This window comes from Kitasatospora sp. NPDC058046 (assembly GCF_042885595.1).
Classification (GTDB): domain Bacteria; phylum Actinomycetota; class Actinomycetes; order Streptomycetales; family Streptomycetaceae; genus Kitasatospora.
This window is the reverse complement of the sequence record NZ_JBHVRS010000002.1, coordinates 61,667-77,455: the sequence shown is the minus strand read 5'-3', so window position 1 is coordinate 77,455 and position 15,789 is coordinate 61,667. Positions and strand designations below refer to the sequence as shown.

Annotated in this window: 12 protein-coding genes; 4 read left to right on the top strand and 8 right to left on the bottom strand. The window is 73.9% G+C overall.

Annotation, left to right across the window (positions count from 1 at the left end; translation table 11 throughout):
• Positions 1-64: 64 nt before the first annotated feature.
• Together ACFVU7_RS04390 and rsmI are read right to left on the bottom strand one after the other, a co-directional pair.
• On the bottom strand, positions 65-490 hold the full coding sequence (locus ACFVU7_RS04390) for a hypothetical protein (RefSeq protein WP_181970659.1): 426 nt from the start codon (positions 488-490) through the stop codon (positions 65-67).
• Positions 491-725: 235 nt separating this feature from the next.
• A complete protein-coding gene (gene rsmI, locus ACFVU7_RS04385) occupies positions 726-1,595 on the bottom strand; it encodes a 16S rRNA (cytidine(1402)-2'-O)-methyltransferase (RefSeq protein WP_117489273.1) in 870 nt (289 codons plus the stop codon).
• A gap of 106 nt (positions 1,596-1,701) precedes the next feature.
• Between rsmI and ACFVU7_RS04380 the strand changes: the two genes are divergently transcribed.
• Positions 1,702-3,483 carry a dolichyl-phosphate-mannose--protein mannosyltransferase gene (locus tag ACFVU7_RS04380; RefSeq protein ID WP_388044252.1) on the top strand — a complete coding sequence of 594 codons (1,782 nt, stop codon included), beginning with the start codon at positions 1,702-1,704 and terminating at the stop codon, positions 3,481-3,483.
• A gap of 186 nt (positions 3,484-3,669) precedes the next feature.
• Positions 3,670-5,439 (top strand): penicillin-binding transpeptidase domain-containing protein, encoded by a 1,770-nt coding sequence (locus ACFVU7_RS04375; protein ID WP_074001273.1) that lies wholly within the window; start codon positions 3,670-3,672, stop codon positions 5,437-5,439.
• 52 nt (positions 5,440-5,491) lie between these two features.
• On the opposite strand, the gene ACFVU7_RS04370 is transcribed toward ACFVU7_RS04375, so the two are convergent.
• The 6 genes from ACFVU7_RS04370 to ACFVU7_RS04345 all read right to left on the bottom strand — a co-directional run bounded on the left by ACFVU7_RS04370 (position 5,492) and on the right by ACFVU7_RS04345 (position 13,355).
• Positions 5,492-6,928, bottom strand: coding sequence for a glycosyltransferase family 87 protein (locus tag ACFVU7_RS04370; RefSeq protein WP_079271849.1), 1,437 nt, complete (start codon positions 6,926-6,928; stop codon positions 5,492-5,494).
• Between the two features lie 128 nt (positions 6,929-7,056).
• Positions 7,057-8,616, bottom strand: a complete 1,560-nt coding sequence (locus ACFVU7_RS04365) for an amino acid permease (protein WP_387829851.1) — start codon at positions 8,614-8,616, stop codon at positions 7,057-7,059.
• 178 nt (positions 8,617-8,794) lie between these two features.
• Complete coding sequence (locus ACFVU7_RS04360) at positions 8,795-10,303, bottom strand: penicillin-binding transpeptidase domain-containing protein (RefSeq protein WP_387829849.1); 1,509 nt, start codon at positions 10,301-10,303, stop codon at positions 8,795-8,797.
• Positions 10,303-11,652, bottom strand: coding sequence for an FtsW/RodA/SpoVE family cell cycle protein (locus tag ACFVU7_RS04355; protein WP_387829847.1), 1,350 nt, complete (start codon positions 11,650-11,652; stop codon positions 10,303-10,305). Before ACFVU7_RS04355 ends, ACFVU7_RS04360 begins: the two co-directional genes overlap by 1 nt.
• A gap of 168 nt (positions 11,653-11,820) precedes the next feature.
• Positions 11,821-12,507, bottom strand: a complete 687-nt coding sequence (locus ACFVU7_RS04350; RefSeq protein WP_375876012.1) for an ABC transporter — start codon at positions 12,505-12,507, stop codon at positions 11,821-11,823.
• A complete protein-coding gene (locus tag ACFVU7_RS04345) occupies positions 12,504-13,355 on the bottom strand; it encodes an ATP-binding cassette domain-containing protein (RefSeq protein ID WP_380775262.1) in 852 nt (283 codons plus the stop codon). Before ACFVU7_RS04345 ends, ACFVU7_RS04350 begins: the two co-directional genes overlap by 4 nt.
• Before the next feature lie 169 nt (positions 13,356-13,524).
• Here ACFVU7_RS04345 and ACFVU7_RS04340 point away from each other — a divergent pair, with 169 nt between their 5' ends.
• A complete protein-coding gene (locus ACFVU7_RS04340) occupies positions 13,525-14,853 on the top strand; it encodes a VWA domain-containing protein (RefSeq protein WP_074001269.1) in 1,329 nt (442 codons plus the stop codon).
• Between the two features lie 2 nt (positions 14,854-14,855).
• Entirely contained in the window at positions 14,856-15,746 is an 891-nt protein-coding gene (locus tag ACFVU7_RS04335) for a peptidase (RefSeq protein WP_388044250.1), read from the top strand.
• Positions 15,747-15,789 lie beyond the last annotated feature (43 nt).

Sequence of the window (15,789 nt, the reverse complement as noted above, 5' to 3'; positions counted from 1 at the left end):
ACGCGGACCGCCCTCGACCGAGTTGTTCCCGGCCGGGGGCGGTCCCCGTTCCGTCGCCCCGGTGTCAGCCCAGCAGCCGCGACCAGAACCGGGCCCAGCGTCCGCGCGGCCGGGTGGGCTCGGCCGCCGCGGGCGCCCCGGCCGGCTCGGCGTGCGCCGGGTAGCCGGGGGCGTGCTGCCAGGCCTGGTCGGCGGAGGCGACCCGGCCCTCGCGCATGATCCGCACGGTGTGGCCGCCGCAGCCCGGGCAGGTCGGCTTGAGCAGCGGGGACGGCACCCGGACGCCGTTGGCGTGGTACTCGAACACGACGTGCCCGTCGTTGGCCACGTGGTGTTCGATGTCGTACGCCTGCTCCCAGCCGTACCCGCAGCGCAGGCACGCGAAGGAGTAGGCCTCCCGTACGGTCTCGACGGGAGTGTGCGGCCGGCCGGCCAGACCGGCGGTGCTCAGTGCGCTGCCACTGCGGGGGGTACCGACTACATCGCTCATGGCCGTCTCCCAGCGCCCGCCGGACGCTCGTCCGGCTGGGTCTTTCCCTTCCAGGAAATGCCCGGACCGCCCCGGCCGATGCCCGGCTTGTGAAGACTTGGATGCGCGTTGGTCAGACCTATACGAAAATCCTCGCAGGGTCCGGGAAGCGCGGCCGAAACTTCAGCTCAGCTGGTGTTTACCGGGGCCTTCTCTCCACGGTACGACTCCCCGTGAGCAACGCAACCCCCGGAATTCACCCCTTTCCCAGGCCGCTTTCCAGGCCTTCCCGCTTCGCCGCCACGACCGCGTCGAAGACCTCCCGCTTGGGCAGCGAGAGCTCCACCGCGACGGCCGCGATGGCCTCCTTGCGGCGCTCCCCGGCCTCCTCGCGGACGGCCACCAGCCGGGCCAGCTCGGCCGGGGTGAGCTCCTGGGGCGCGGCCGGCGGGGCGCCGGCGACCACGACGGTGATCTCGCCCCTGACGCCCTCGGCCGCCCAGGCGGCCAGCTCGCCGATCGGCCCGCGCTTGACCTCCTCGTAGGTCTTGGTGAGCTCGCGGCAGACGGCGGCCGGCCGCTCCGGCCCGAACGCCCCGGCCATCGCGGTCAGCGCCTCGGCGATCCGGTGCGGCGCCTCGAAGAAGACCATGGTGCGCGGTTCGGCGGCGATCGAGGCGAGCTGCCGGGCCCGGTCGCCGCTCTTGCGCGGCAGGAAGCCCTCGAAGGTGAAGCGGTCCACCGGCAGGCCGGACAGCGCGAGGGCGGTGAGCACCGCCGAGGGCCCGGGCACCGCGGTGACCTTGACGTCGGCGGCCACGGCGGCGGCGACCAGCCGGTAGCCGGGGTCGGAGACCGAGGGCATGCCGGCGTCGGTGACCAGCAGCACCCGGGCGCCGCCGAGCAGCGCCTCGACCAGTTCGGGGGTGCGGCCGACCTCGTTCCCCTCGAAGTAGGAGACCACCCGGCCCGCCGGGGTCACCCCGAGTGCCTGGGTGAGCCGGCGCAGCCGCCGGGTGTCCTCGGCCGCGATCACGTCCGCCGTGGCCAGTTCGTCGACGAGCCGGGGCGGGGCGTCCGAGACGTCGCCGATGGGGGTGCCTGCGAGAACGAGTACTCCTGTCACGGTCCCCATCCTCGCAGCTGTCGGGCGCCCGGGGTTTTTGGTGACGATTCGGTCAGCTTCCGAGGGAGCGGACACGCGTGCGAAGAGCGCCCCTACGATGTGGCGGATGAACGGCGACACGGCGGCCCAGGCGCCCACTGGTACGGACCACTCCGCGTACGGCGGCGTCGGCCTGCCGTCCCCCCGCCCACCGCAGGACGGGCCGGCCGGCTGGCGCGAGCGCCTGGCCCGGTTCGGCTACACGGCCCGCCCCACCGGGACGCTCACCGAGCGCCTGGCCCCGCCGATGCCGGACGGCCCCCGGGTGACGCCCCGGGACGTGCCGCAGTCGCCGCTGCTGCTGCGGCTGGGCGTCTCGCTGCCGCAGGGCCTGTGGTTCTTCCTCTGCCGCTGGGCCGGCTGGCTGGGTCCGGTCGCGGTGGCGGTCTTCGCCGGCCTCCTGCGGTTCACGAACCTGGGGCAGCCGCACGCGATCATCTTCGACGAGACGTACTACGCCAAGGACGCCTACGCGCTCTGGCACGGCGGCTACGAGATCAACTGGCCGGAGGACGCCAACACCACGATCATGACGCCGGGCGCGGCCGTCCCGTACCGGGCGACGCCCTCGTACGTGGTGCACCCGCCGGTCGGCAAGTGGATCATCGGCCTGGGCGAGCAGCTGTTCGGCATGAACCCCTTCGGCTGGCGGTTCGCGGTGGCCCTGCTCGGCACCCTGTCGGTGCTGATGGTGGCCCGGATCGCCCGCCGGATGTTCCGCTCCACCCTGCTGGGCTGCGTGGCGGGCCTGCTGCTCGCGGTGGACGGCCTGCACCTGGTGCTCAGCCGGGCCGCGCTGCTCGACCTGGTGGTGATGTTCTGGACCCTCGCCGCCTTCGGCTTCCTGCTGCTGGACCGCGACCGCACCCGGGCCCTGCTGGCCCGGCGGCTGGGCGGGGTCGAGGACGCCCGGCTCGCCCAGCGGCTCGGCCTGGGCTGGCGCCCGTACCGGATCGCGGCCGGCGCCTGCGTCGGCCTGACCTGCGCCACCAAGTGGAGCGGTCTGTACGTCGCGGCGGCCTTCGGGCTGCTCACGGTGCTCTGGGACGTCGGCGCCCGCCGCCTGGCCGGCGCCCCGCGCCCGTTCGTGGCGGTGCTCGCCCGGGACGTGCTGCCGGCCTTCGTCTCGGTGGTCGTGGTCGCGGTCGCGGTCTACATCGCGTCCTGGTGGGGCTGGTTCGCCAGCAGCACCGCTCCCGGCCAGGGCGGCTGGGGCCGGGACTGGGCGGTCGGCCGCTCCACCGACTTCCCGTGGATACCCGAGGCCCTGCGCTCGCTGTGGCACTACCACACCACGGTCTACGAGTTCCACGTCGGCCTGAGCGACCCGCACACCTACCAGTCCAACCCGTGGTCCTGGCTGGTGCTGGGCCGGCCGGTGTCCTTCTTCTACGAGTCCCCCAAGTACGGCCAGGCCGGCTGCACCGCCGCCGACTGCGCCCGCGAGGTGCTGGGCATCGGCACCCCGCTGCTGTGGTGGACGGGCATCGCGGCGCTGGCCTACTGCCTGTGGCGCTGGGTGGCCCGGCGGGACTGGCGGGCCGGCGCGCTGCTCTGCGGCCTGGCCGCCGGCTACCTGCCCTGGTTCGCCTACCAGCAGCGGACGATCTTCCTCTTCTACGCGGTGGTCTTCGTCCCGTTCCTGGTGCTCGCGGTGACGATGCTGATCGGCGCCCTGATCGGGCCGGCCGGCGCCTCCCGGGACCGCCGGATCATCGGCTCCGCGGCGGCCGGACTGCTGGTCCTGCTGATCGTCTGGAACTTCCTCTTCTTCTATCCGCTGTTCACCGGGCAGACCATCCCGCTGGAGGACTGGCGCCGCCGGATGTGGTTCAACACCTGGATCTGACCCGCCGCCCCGGACACACCGCGTTCCCGCGAATCGTCCGTATGCGGTGCACAACACGTACCAGATCCGTCACAAGTGCCGGGCGATTCGCCGGCGCACCGATCCGCGCTGCCTAGGGTGGAGGGGTACCGCGTTTCCGGCCCCGCCGGTTGCGCCCGGCCGCGAGACCCCTGGGGGACCTGCACCATGCGCAGTGGCGCGAAGATCGGCATCATCACCGGCGTGTCCATCGCCGTCCTCGCGGGCGGCGGCTACGGCGTGTACAGCCTGGTGAGCGAGTCGGACGGCGTATCCGGTGGCAAGAAGCCGCGCACCGTGGTCGCCGAGCCGCCGACCGCCGACCAGGCGACGGCCGGACTGAAGGACTTCCTGACGGCCTGGGCGGCCGGCGACATCGCCAAGGCGGCCTCGCTGACCGACGACCCGGCCGCGGCCACCGCCGGTCTGACCGCCTTCCGGGACCAGGTCAAGCCGAGCGCGCTGACCCTCACCCCCTTCGGCCCGACCACCCAGCAGGTCTTCTCCGCCGCCACCGGCACCCCCGCCCCGGCCGCCAAGCCGACCGCCGGGGCCTCCGCGACCCCGGGCGCCACCGGCACGCCGGGCGCCGGCGACTCGCCGTCCGCGGCCGCCACGCCCGCGCCCACCGGCACGCTGATGTCCTACAAGGCGCGCGCCGAGTTCGCGGGCACCAACCGGGCCTGGGACTACCAGGGCTTCCTGGGCGTCGTGAAGATGAGCGACAACACCCCGGCCGTGCACTGGGCGCCGTCGGTGATCCACCCCCACCTGTCCGGCAACGAGACCATCGCCGTCCAGCCGGTCTTCGCCCCGCCGTCCACCGTGGTCGACCGCAACGGCAAGCCGGTCCAGGGCGCCTCGCTCACCCAGTCGCTGCTGACCACCCTCCAGGACAACGCCAACAAGCTGCTGCCGCCGGACCCGGCCAAGGACCAGGACGCGGGCAGCGCGGTGGTGATCTCCGACCCGGCCGGCAAGGGCCCCCAGGACAAGCTGTTCACGATCGTCGAGCCGAAGCCCGGCAAGCCGTTCAAGCTCACCATCGACAACACCCTCCAGGCCGCCGCCGAGAAGGCGATGACCGACCTGGCGGGCAAGCCCGGCTCCATCGTCGCGATCGAGCCGAGCACCGGTCAGGTGCTGGCCTTCGCCAACTCGCCGGCCACCGGCCAGAACCGGGCCTTCGCCGGGCTGCTCGCCCCGGGCTCGACGATGAAGATCGTCACCTCGGCGGCGCTGCTGGAGAACGGCGTCAACCCGGACACCGTGGTGGCCTGCCCGGAGAAGAGCAGCAACCCGCACGCGATCCCGAACTCGTTCCCGGGCGCCTTCCCGAACAACACGCTCCAGCAGGACTTCATGATGTCCTGCAACACCGCCTTCATCAACCAGGGCCTGACCAGCCTCAAGCCCGAGACGCTGAACGGCACGGCCAAGGACGTGTTCGGCATCGGCCTGGAGTGGAAGACCGGCCTGCCGAACACCGACGGCAAGGTTCCGGCGGCGCCGGGCAGCAAGGACGAGCAGGCCATGAACTACATCGGCCAGGGCAAGGTCCAGATGAACCCGCTGGCCATCGCCTCGGTCACCGCCACCGTGCAGAGCGGCGAGTTCAAGCAGCCGATCCTGGTCGCCGAGCTGCCGCAGCAGAAGGCCGCCCGCCCGCTCTCCCCGGACGTCGACGCCAAGCTGAAGGCGATGATGGCGGCCACCGCCACCGGCGGCACCGCCAGGGACGTGATGGCCGGCATCACCGACAACGCGGGCGCCAAGACCGGCTCCGCCGAGGTCGCCGGGGTCGACGTCACCAACAGCTGGTTCACCGCCTACCGCGGCAACGTCGCGGTGGCCGCCGAGGTGCAGGGCGGCGGCCACGGCGTGGACGCGGCCGGCCCGGCCGTCGCCTCCATCCTGAAGGCCGCCGGCGGCCGCTGAGCCCCCGCAAGCCCCCGCCCGCCCGGAGCCGGGCGGGCCGCCGACAGCCCGCTCAGCCTCGCGGCAGGGCGGGCTGCGGCCTTCCCCGCCGCACCCGGCCCGGCGGGACCGGGCGCCGGCTGCTCCAGCGCCGGGCCGCCAGCCGGGGCCAGATCACCAGCACCGCCGGCAGCGCCAGGTACCCGAACCGCCCGGCCGGGGCCAGCATGAAGGCGATCGCGAGCCCGGCGGCCAGCAGGTCGGCCGCGGCGATCGCGGAGACCGGCGGCCGGGCCAGCAGCCAGATCGCCACCGCGACCAGGGCCACGGTCATCAGCGCCAGCGAGATCGCGTGCCCGGTCGGCCCGAAGCCGGCCAGCACCTTGCCGGGCAGCGGGCTGCCCGCCGGGGTGCGGATCGCCGTCATCCCGAGCGGGAAGCGCACCACCTGTTCGCGCAGCGCGTCGGCCTGGGTCAGCGCGGAGGGCAGGATCACCAGCGCGCTCACCCCGACCCCGATCAGCGCGGTCCGGGCCGCCGGGCGCCGGCCGTACAGCCGCCAGAGCAGCAGGACGGCCACCGGCAGCGCGGGCCAGGCCGTCCACTTCAGGGTGCAGGCGAGGGCGAGCACCAGCCCGGCGGCGACCGTGCGGTCCCGCTCGGCGAGCGCCATGGCCAGGCAGCAGACGCCGATCAGCGGCAGGTCCACCCCGCCGACCACCAGGGCGAGCGCGATCAGCGGCGAGGCGGTGAGGACGGCCAGCGGCAGCAGCGGCGCGCGCCCGTCGCCGCCGCCGGGGCGGGCGGGCCGCAGCAGCCGCCAGGCGGCCAGCATGCAGACGAAGAAGGTCAGCGCGAACCAGATCCGGGCGTCCCCGGCGACCCGTGCGACGGCGGTGGAGTCGCCGAACAGCTGGCGCGGCATCCCGAACAGGGACATCGCCGGCAGGTACGGGTTGTAGTCGGTGACCACCGCCGGGTGCGGCAGGTACGCGGTGCCGGTGGTGAGCAGCAGGTGGGCCGAGCGTTCGACCACCATGACCTCGGACTGGTGGCGGCCCTGCAGGGCGAGCAGCCCGAGCGGCACCAGGACGGCCCCGACCAGGGCGACCGAGGCGGCCGCCTTGGCCGCGAAGCGGCGCGGCAGGGTCAGGCAGAGCACTCCGGCCAGCACGTAGCCGGGGGCCGCGATCAGGCCCCACTGCCGCTGGTTGGGCAGGTCGGAGACGAGCGGGAAGGCGGCGGCCCAGCCGGCCGCGACGAGGCAGCCGAGCAGTTGGACGGTCCGCGTCGAGGCGAGCCCGGCCAGCCGGGCGGTGTTCAGCCGGGCGGGCGTGGGCGGAAACGTGCTCTCGCCGCGCTGGCGGGGAAAGGGCCGGACGGAGAGGCCGCGCTGCGGCCGTCGTGGCCTGGCCGGCGCCTCGGTCGTGGAGGTCTGGGCCGGCGTTCCGCCGCGGCCGGTGAAGCGGCCGCGCGGGCGGGGGTAGCCGGGCGTGCGGGTGCTCACCATGGTGGAAGGTTATGGGTGGGAGCCGGGCCCTGTCGCCATGGTGTCGGACACCGGACGGGCGTTGGCGTGAAAAGGGCCGCCGGACGCGGTGGCGGTCGGCGGCCCTTCACACGGGGTTTGCCTCCGGGTCAGCCGGCGGCGCTGTCCGAGGGCGTGGACTGCGGCTCGGCCTGCTCCAGTCGGGAGTGCTTGATGCTGTAGCCGAAGTAGACGACCACGGCGATGACGAGGGCGATCGCCCCGGCCCGGAAGGTGTCGGCGTGCAGGCCGGTGATCAGGTAGACGCAGAAGCCGACACTGATCAGCGGGACGACGGGGTAGCCGGGCACCTTGAAGCCGCGCGGCAGGTCGGGCTGGGTGCGGCGCAGCACGATCACGCCGATCGAGACCACCGAGAAGGCGATGAGCGTCCCGAGGCTGGTGATGTCGGCCAGGACCCGCAGCGGGATGAACGCGGCCAGCGCGCCGACGCCGAGGCCCACCACGACGGTGTTCCAGACCGGGGTGCCGCTGCGCGGGGAGAGCCTGGCGAAGCGCTTGGGCAGCATGCCGTCGCGGCCCATCGAGTACAGGATGCGGGTCTGGCCGTAGATCACCACGAGGGTGATGCTGAAGATCGAGACGATCGCGCCGATCGCGAAGACGATCGCGGGCCAGCTCTGGCCGGTGATGTCCTGGAGGATCTGGGCGAGGCCGGCCTCCTGGCCGTCGAACTTGGTCCACGGCTGGGCGCCGATGCCGGCCAGCGCGACCAGGATGTAGAGCAGGGTCACCACGACCAGCGAGATGATGATCGCCAGCGGCAGGGTGCGGCGCGGGTTCTTGACCTCCTCACCGGCGGTGGACACGGCGTCCAGGCCGATGAAGGAGAAGAAGATGCTGGACGCGGCGATCTGCACGCCGCTGATGCCGAGCGGCATGAACGGGGTCAGGTTGCCGGAGTGGAAGCCGGTGAGCGCGATGCCGATGAACATCAGCAGGATCGCGATCTTGATCGCGACCATCACCGCGTTGACCTTGACCGACTCGCTGACGCCGCGGATCAGCAGGAAGCAGACCATGAAGACCAGCAGCAGCGCCGGCAGGTTGAACCAGTGGCCGCTGTCCGGCGCCCCGGAGAGCTGCTCGGGGATCGTGACCCCGAAGGTCAGGTCGAGGAACTTGTTCAGGTACTCGGCCCAGGTCACCGCGATCGCGGATGCGGAGACGCCGTACTCCATCAGCAGGCAGATGCCGACGGCGAAGGCGACGCCCTCGCCGAGGGTGGCGTAGGCGTAGGAGTACGAGGAGCCGGAGACCGGGATCGCGGAGGCCATCTCGGCGTAGCAGAGCGCGGTGAGTCCGGCGGTGACCGCGGCGATCACGAAGGACAGGATGACGGCCGGGCCGGCCGAGGGCACCGCGGTGTTCAGCACGAAGAAGATGCCGGTGCCGATGGTCGCGCCGATGCCGATCGAGGACAGCTGCCACAGGCCGATCGAGCGGCGCAGGTGGATGCCGGAGCGCCCGCCCTCCTCGGGTGCGCCGGCCGGGAGGACGTCCTCGCCTTCGGTCTCGGCGATCAGTGTCGAGACGGGCTTGCGTCGCAGCAGACGCGCACCGATGGTGTTGCTGGCCAAAACCACGGTCCTTCTGGGCGGGGGAGGGTGTCCTTGCAGTCGGTCACCCGACGTGCCAGGGGGTGTCATCGGGGACCAACCGAACAAACATGGGACAGTACCCCGCGAAAGCACCAGTGTCGCAAACGAACAGTCCCAACCAGCGCATTGTACGAATCGGCGCATATCGATGTACAAACCGGACACTTCGTAAACGGCGCATCCTCCGCCCGGTCGCTAAAGCAGCAGCTCAGCGCACCTGCGGAGATCATCCGCCGAGCACCGCCCGCATCACCGACCGGGCGATCGGCGCCGCCAGCGCGCCACCCGTGACGTCCGTGGCCCCGCTGTCCTCGACCACCACGGCGACCGCCACCGGCGGCACCGCGTCCGAGCCGGCCGGCGCCGCCCAGGCGATGAACCAGGCGTACGGCGTCCCGCTGTTGCCCACCCCGTGCTGGGCCGTCCCGGTCTTGCCGCCGACCACCGCCCCGGCGATCCGGGCGTTGCCGCCGGTGCCGTTCTCCACCACGCCGGTCATCAGCCCGCGCACCTGCCCGGCCACCGCCGGGGTCATCGCCCGCCGGTACACGGCCGGCTTCATCAGCTGCACCGTGGTGCCGTCGCTCCTGGTCAGCCGGTCCACGAGCTGTGGCCGCATCACCGTCCCGTCGTTGGCCACCCCGGCCGCGACCATCGCCATCGTCAGCGGGGTGGCCGCCGTGTCGAACTGCCCGATCGAGGAGAGCGCCAGCTGCGACTCGTCCATCCGGGTGTCGAAGTTCGACCGGGCCGCCCGCACCGGGACGTCCAGCCTCGCGTCGTTGAAGCCGAGGTCCCCGGCCATCTCGGCCATCCGGTCCAGCCCGGTCCGCACCCCCAGGTAGCCGAGCACGCTGTTGCAGCTGGCGGTCATCGCGGCGGCCAGCGACAGGTCGGCCCGGTCGCAGGCCGGGGTGTCGTTGACCAGCGGCGTGGTCGTGCCGGGCAGCACGTACGGGAAGGGCGCCCCGGTCGGCGCGGCCGGGTCGGTGACCACCCCGGCCGCCAGCGCGGCCGCGGCGGTGACCACCTTGAAGGTCGAGCCCGGCGGGTAGGTCTGGCGCAGCGCCCGGTTGAGCATCGGCTGGTCGGCGTCGGCCTGCAGCCGGTTCCAGGCCTCCTGGTCGTCGGCGCCGTACCCGGCGAAGGAGCCCGGGTCGTAGGAGGGCGTGCTGGCCAGCGCCAGGATCCGCCCGGTGGCCGGCTCGATCGCGGCGACCGCGCCCTTCTGGTCGCCGAGCCCGCGCATCGCGGCCTGCTGGGCGGCCCGGTTCAGCGTGGTGTGGACGTCCCCGCCGGGGTTCTGCCGGCGGGAGACGGCGTCCCAGACCGACCAGCCCGCCAGCCGGCCGTCGGTGCCGGTCAGCAGCTCGTCCTCGGTCCCCTCCAGCTGGGTGGTGCCGTACGCCTGCGAGGCGAAGCCGGTGACCGCCGCGTAGGTCGGGCCGTCGGTGTAGCTGCGCTTGTACGCGTACCGGCCGCCGGTCGGCTCGGAGCCGGTCACCGGGTCCGGGCCGACCAGGATGTCGCCGCGCGGCTGGGCGTACCGCTCGACGGTGAGCCGCTGGTTGGCGCTGTTGCGGTCGAGGTCCTGCGCCTGGAACACCTGCACCCGGGTGGCCTGCACGCACAGCGCCGCGACCAGCAGCAGGCAGAAGGTGCCCGCCCGGCGCCCGGTGACCGAGATGCCGGGCAGCCCCTGCGGGCCGTTCCCCCTGGACGGGACGCGCGCCATCAGACCTCCCCGGTCACGGGCCGGCGGGCGTCGTCGCTCATCCGCACGAGCAGCGCGACGATGATCCAGTTGGTGACCACCGAGGAACCGCCCTGGGCGATGAACGGCATGGTCATCCCGGTCAGCGGGATCAGTGCGAGCACCCCGCCCGCCACCACGAACACCTGGAGGCCGACGATCGCGGCCAGCCCGATCGCCAGCAGCCGCCCGAACGGGTCGCGCAGCGCGATGCCGGTCCGGAAGCCCCGCGAGACCAGCGCCGCGTACAGCAGGAACACCGCGGTCAGCCCGGTCAGCCCGAGCTCCTCGCCGATCGTGGCGAGGATGAAGTCCGACTTGGCGGCGAAGCCGATCAGCACCGAGTGCCCGTTGCCGAGCCCGGTGCCCAGCTCGCCGCCCCAGGCGAAGGCGAACAGCGACTGGGCGATCTGGTTGGCGCCCCGGCCCGCCTCGATCGAGCCCAGCGGGTCCAGCCAGTCCGCGACCCGGCTGTGCACGTGCGGCGAGAGCCAGCCCACCGTCACCGCCCCGACGGCGGCCAGGCCCAGGCCGATCGCGATCCAGCCGGTGCGCGCGGTCGCCACGTAGAGCATCACCACGAACAGGCCGAAGAACAGCAGCGAGGTGCCGAGGTCGGTCTCCAGCACCAGGACGCCGACGAACGCCGCCCAGATCAGCAGCACCGGTCCGAGCACCCGCCCGCGCGGCAGCTGCCAGCGCCAGACCCGGCGGCCGGTCAGCGCCAGCGCGTCCCGGTGCACCGCCAGGTACGCGGCGAAGAAGACCGCCAGCAGGATCTTGGCGAACTCCCCGGGCTGGAAGGAGAGCGGCCCGATCACGACCCAGATCCGGGAGCCGTACACCGGCGGGAAGAAGATCGGCAGCACCAGCAGGACCAGCGCCACCAGCGCCCCGACGTACGCGTAGCGCCGCAGCCGCCGGTGGTCGCGCACCAGCAGCACCACCGCGATGAACAGCGCCACCCCCAGCGCCGACCAGAGCAGTTGGGTGGAGGCGGCGCCGCGCCCCGGGGTGGCCCGGTCGAGCCGGTAGATCACCACCAGCCCGATCCCGTTCAGCAGCACCGCGATCGGCAGCAGCAGCGGGTCCGCGTACCGGGCCCGCCACCGGACCACGGCGTGCGCCGTCAGGGCGAGCACGCCCAGCGCGGCGCCGTACTCGGCCGCGTCGGCCGGGACGTGGCCGTCCAGGTTGACGCCGACCTCGACGTAGCCGAACACGGCGATCAGGACGGCGCCGACCACCAGGACGAGCTCGGTGGTGCGCCTGGTCGGCACCGGCCGGCTCGGCCCGGCGGCGGATCTCGGCACGGCGGAGGGTGTCGCCACGGACCGTCCTGGGGGTCGCGGTCTAGCGGGGAGGGTCCGGGCGCCGGTGCGGCGGCGCCCGTGTCCCGGTTCGTCACCCTAACGAGTGCTATCCGTATTTTTGACACTCCGCCACGGTGTGTCCGCCGATGCCCGAATCACCCGGGCCCGCCGATCAGCCCCCGGCCCTCACTCCGGCCGCCGCCCGGCCAGCGCCGCCACCCCCGCGCCGACCGCCGCCAGCAGGACGGCGGCGGCCAGCAGGCTCGGCCACGGCACCGCGACCCGGCCGGTCCGGGCCGCCGACACCAGCCCGCGCACCGCCGCGTTGGCCGGCGAGGCCGGCACCACCAGCAGCAGCGTGGCCAGCCCCAGCGCCGCCGGGATGCCGTACTGCGCGTGGACCAGCACCGGACGGTTCGCCACCGCCCCGGCCAGCACCCCCAGCAGCGCGCAGACCACGGAGGCCACCAGCCCGGCCAGCACCGCCGGCCCGGTCCCCGGTTCCTGCCGCGCCCCCTGGCCGACCACCGGCCCACTGGTCCACCAGACCGCCGCCACCTGACCGACCGCCAGCACCAGCGACACCGTCAGCGCCGCCAGCAGCGCCCCCAGGTGGACCCGGACCGGGCCCGCCGCCGCCACCAGGCAGGCCCGCGAGGCCGGCGGCTCCGCGCTCAGCGCACTGCGCACGTACCAGGCGCTCACCGGCAGCAGCACCCCCGCGCCGAAGCCGAGGCCGCCCAGCAGCGGGTCCCCCGCCGCCACCCCGACCACCAGCAGCACCGCGTACGCCAGGAACGGCGGCAGCCAGGCGTGCGAGCGCAGCAGCAGCTCCAGGTGGTACCGGGTCAGCGCACCGATCCGCGCCGTCACCGCTCCCCCTCCTCGCGCCGACGCACCGCCAGCACCCGGACCGCCGGGCGGCCCAGCAGCAGCCGGCGCAGCAGCGCGTCCGAGTGCGCGGCCGGCACCGCCAGCCGCACCGCCGTCCCGGCCAGCGCGGTGACCTCCGGCGCCCCCGGCAGCGCCGTGGGAAGCGGGGCGCCGTCCGGGACGTCCACCTCGACCTCCATCACCGGGCCGCCCGCCGCCGGCTCCGGCACCCCGTCCTCGACCGGCCGCAGCACGCCGTCCGCACCGACCCGGTACGCGGCGCTGGTCAACCCGGCCAGCCGGGCCGGGTCGTGGTCGACGAACAGCACCGTGCCGCCCGCCGCCGCCCGCTCGGCGGCGGCCTCGTCCAGCACCGCCCGGGCCTCCGGGTCCAGCCCGGTCCACGCCTCGTCCAGCAGCAGCACCCGCGCCTCGGGGAGCAGCGCCTGGGCGACCGCGACCTTCTGGCAGGTGCCCTTCGACAGCCGGCTCAACGGCGTGCCCGCCCGGTCCGCGACACCGAACCGGTCCAGCAGCTCCCCCGCCCGCCGCCGCGCCCGCTCCGCCGACAGCCCGTGCACCCGCCCCACCCGCAGCAGGTAGGAGGCGGCGTCGAAGGGCAGCGCCGGCGGGAAGCGCTCGGGCACGTACGCCGCCGGGCCGGGCCGCGCCACCCGCCCCGTGCTCGGCCGCTCGATCCCGGCGACCAGCCGCAGCAGCGTCGACTTGCCGCTCCCGTTCCGCCCGGCGATCCGCACCAGCTCGCCCGGCCCGACCGCCAGATCGACCCCGCGCAGGATCCACCGCTCCCGCCGCCCGTACCGCTTGCCGACCGCCGTCAGCTCCATCGCTCCCCCCGCCCCAGTCCGTCGTGAAAGGAAGGCTATCCACGTCGCGTAAGACCGCCGTGAACGTACGGATTCCCCAACTGTGCACCGGAGTTCGCGCCGGGGCTGGTTGAGGCACGATCCGGGCCCGTTTCGCCATCGCGAACTGATGATCCCTAGGATCGGCCGGGTGACTACCGGACGACGACCACAGACCAGGCTCGGCAGCCTGCTGGCAGCAGTGGCGATAACGGGCGCCTCGCTGCTCCTCGGCCTGCCCGCCCACGCCGACGAACCATCAGCCGGCGCCGCTCCCGCGACCAAGGAGGCGCCCCGGGTCGACCTCGTCCTGGACGTCAGCGGCTCCATGCGCGAGGCGGACATCCAGGGCAAGAGCCGCATCGCGGTGGCCCAGCAGTCGCTGAACGAGGTGATCGACGCGCTGCCCGCGGAGACCGAGTTCGGCATCCGCACCCTGGGGGCGAACTACCCCGGCAACGACAAGGCCCAGGGCTGCCAGGACACCAAGCAGCTGTACCCGGTCGGCAAGACCAACAAGGTCGAGGCCAAGACCGCCGTCGCCACCCTGCGCCCCACCGGCTGGACCCCGATCGGCCTGGCGCTGCGCGGCGCCGCCCAGGACCTCGGCAAGGGCGAGACCACCCGCCGGGTGGTGCTGATCACCGACGGCGAGGACACCTGCACCCCGCCCGACCCCTGTGACGTCGCCCGCGAACTCGCCTCCCAGGGCATCCACCTGGTGGTCGACACCCTGGGCCTGGCCCACGACGACAAGACCCGCCAGCAGCTGCTCTGCATCGCCAACGCGACCGGCGGCACCTACACCGACGTCCGCACCCAGGAGCAGCTCACCGACAAGGTGAAGCAGCTGGTCGACCGCTCCAACGACACCTACACGGTGACCCCGGTCAAGACCACCGGCACCGACAAGTGCGAGAGCGCCCCGGTGCTCGCCCCGGGCGTCTACACCGACCGCGAGAAGTTCTCCGAGCACCGCGTCTACAAGGTCCCGGTCAAGTCCGGCCAGGAGCTGCGCGCCTCGGTCAGCGTCGCCCTCGACCGCCCGGTGGCCCGGGACTACGGGGTGCTGCTCCAGGCCACCAGCGCGACCGGCCAGGAACTGGTCCGCGGCACCGACGCCGGCAGCAGCCGCACCGACGTGGTCTCCACCGGCCTGCGCTGGTCCACCGACGACTCCAAGGGCTACGTCACCGCGAGCCCCACGGCCACCAAGGACTCCAAGGAGAAGCCGGAGACCACGGTCTGCCTGGTCGTCAGCAACTCGCTGGCCCCGCAGGCCGGCGTCCTGGCCGACCCCGGCCTGCCGCTGGAGCTGACCGTCGACCTGGCCTCCGCCTCGCCCGCCCCGGAGGGCGCCGCGATGGGCCTCGGCCGCGGCTGGATCCTGCTGCTCACCCTCACCCTGGCCGGCCTGGCCTTCGGTCTGGTCTTCGGCTGGATCGCGCGCTGGCGGATCGCCGTCTGGCGGGAGAACTGACCATGCGTACGACGATCCGCGGCGCCCTCGCCGCCCTCGCCCTGCTGCCCGCCCTGGCCCTGAGCGCCCCGGCCGCCTCGGCCGCCTCGGCCGCCTCGGCCGCCTCGCCGTCCCCCTCGGCCAGTGCGAGCGGCACCCCGGCCCCGGCCACCAAGGCCGGCACCTCCTTCCTGACCGCGGTCAACCTCTCGCCCAACCAGGACGCCAACGTCTCCGTCTCCACCGGTGACTACCTGTACTGGGCGTTCGGCGCCGCCGAGGGCCAGACCCCGACGGTCAACCTGACCGTCGGCCTGGCCCCCTCGGCGGACCGGCACGGCCCGCAGACCTGGTCCGTCGAGGTCTTCGACGGGCTGCGCCGCCGCCAGGCGTGCACCGCCGGCACCCAGAACGCCACCGCCGAGCAGAGCGCCGGCTCGCTGGCGCTGAACTGCACCCTGCGCGAGGTCCGCACCTGGGCCGAGCCGTGGTCCGGCGACCCGCTGCCCGGCACCTACTACGTGCGGCTGTCGGTCAGCGACGTCCCGCAGCCGGACCTCGGCCTGGCCTCCTCGGTGCAGCTGCACGTCGCCGCCAAGGGCGACGCGGACAACGCCCAGCCGGAGGGCGGCGAGCTGAAGGCCCCGCTGGTCCCGCCGGCCGGCGGCGGCGCGAGCACGGCCAAGGCGGCCGCCCCGGTGGCCCAGGAGGAGCACTGGTACACCGGCTGGTTCTCCGGCTGGAACAGCCGCTGGTACTGGACGATCGGCGGCGGCTTCCTGGCCGCGCTGGCCGGCATCCTCGGCTACCGGCTGACCCGGCACCCGCGCGGCCACCGGCCCGGCCACTACGGCGCCGTCCCGTCCCAGGGCTCCCACCAGAGCGGCCACTACACCGGCTCGGACCGCCCCTGACCCGCCCCGGAGGGCCGGCCGGACGTCGTTCCGGCCGGCCCTC

Coding starts and splice junctions, on each gene's coding strand:
- ACFVU7_RS04390 (WP_181970659.1), bottom strand. CDS start 490: ATGAGCGATGTAGTCGGTACCCCCCGCAGTGGCAGCGCACTGAGCACC.
- ACFVU7_RS04380 (WP_388044252.1), top strand. CDS start 1,702: ATGAACGGCGACACGGCGGCCCAGGCGCCCACTGGTACGGACCACTCC.
- ACFVU7_RS04375 (WP_074001273.1), top strand. CDS start 3,670: ATGCGCAGTGGCGCGAAGATCGGCATCATCACCGGCGTGTCCATCGCC.
- ACFVU7_RS04370 (WP_079271849.1), bottom strand. CDS start 6,928: ATGGTGAGCACCCGCACGCCCGGCTACCCCCGCCCGCGCGGCCGCTTC.
- ACFVU7_RS04365 (WP_387829851.1), bottom strand. CDS start 8,616: ATGACACCCCCTGGCACGTCGGGTGACCGACTGCAAGGACACCCTCCC.
- ACFVU7_RS04360 (WP_387829849.1), bottom strand. CDS start 10,303: ATGGCGCGCGTCCCGTCCAGGGGGAACGGCCCGCAGGGGCTGCCCGGC.
- ACFVU7_RS04345 (WP_380775262.1), bottom strand. CDS start 13,355: ATGGAGCTGACGGCGGTCGGCAAGCGGTACGGGCGGCGGGAGCGGTGG.
- ACFVU7_RS04335 (WP_388044250.1), top strand. CDS start 14,856: ATGCGTACGACGATCCGCGGCGCCCTCGCCGCCCTCGCCCTGCTGCCC.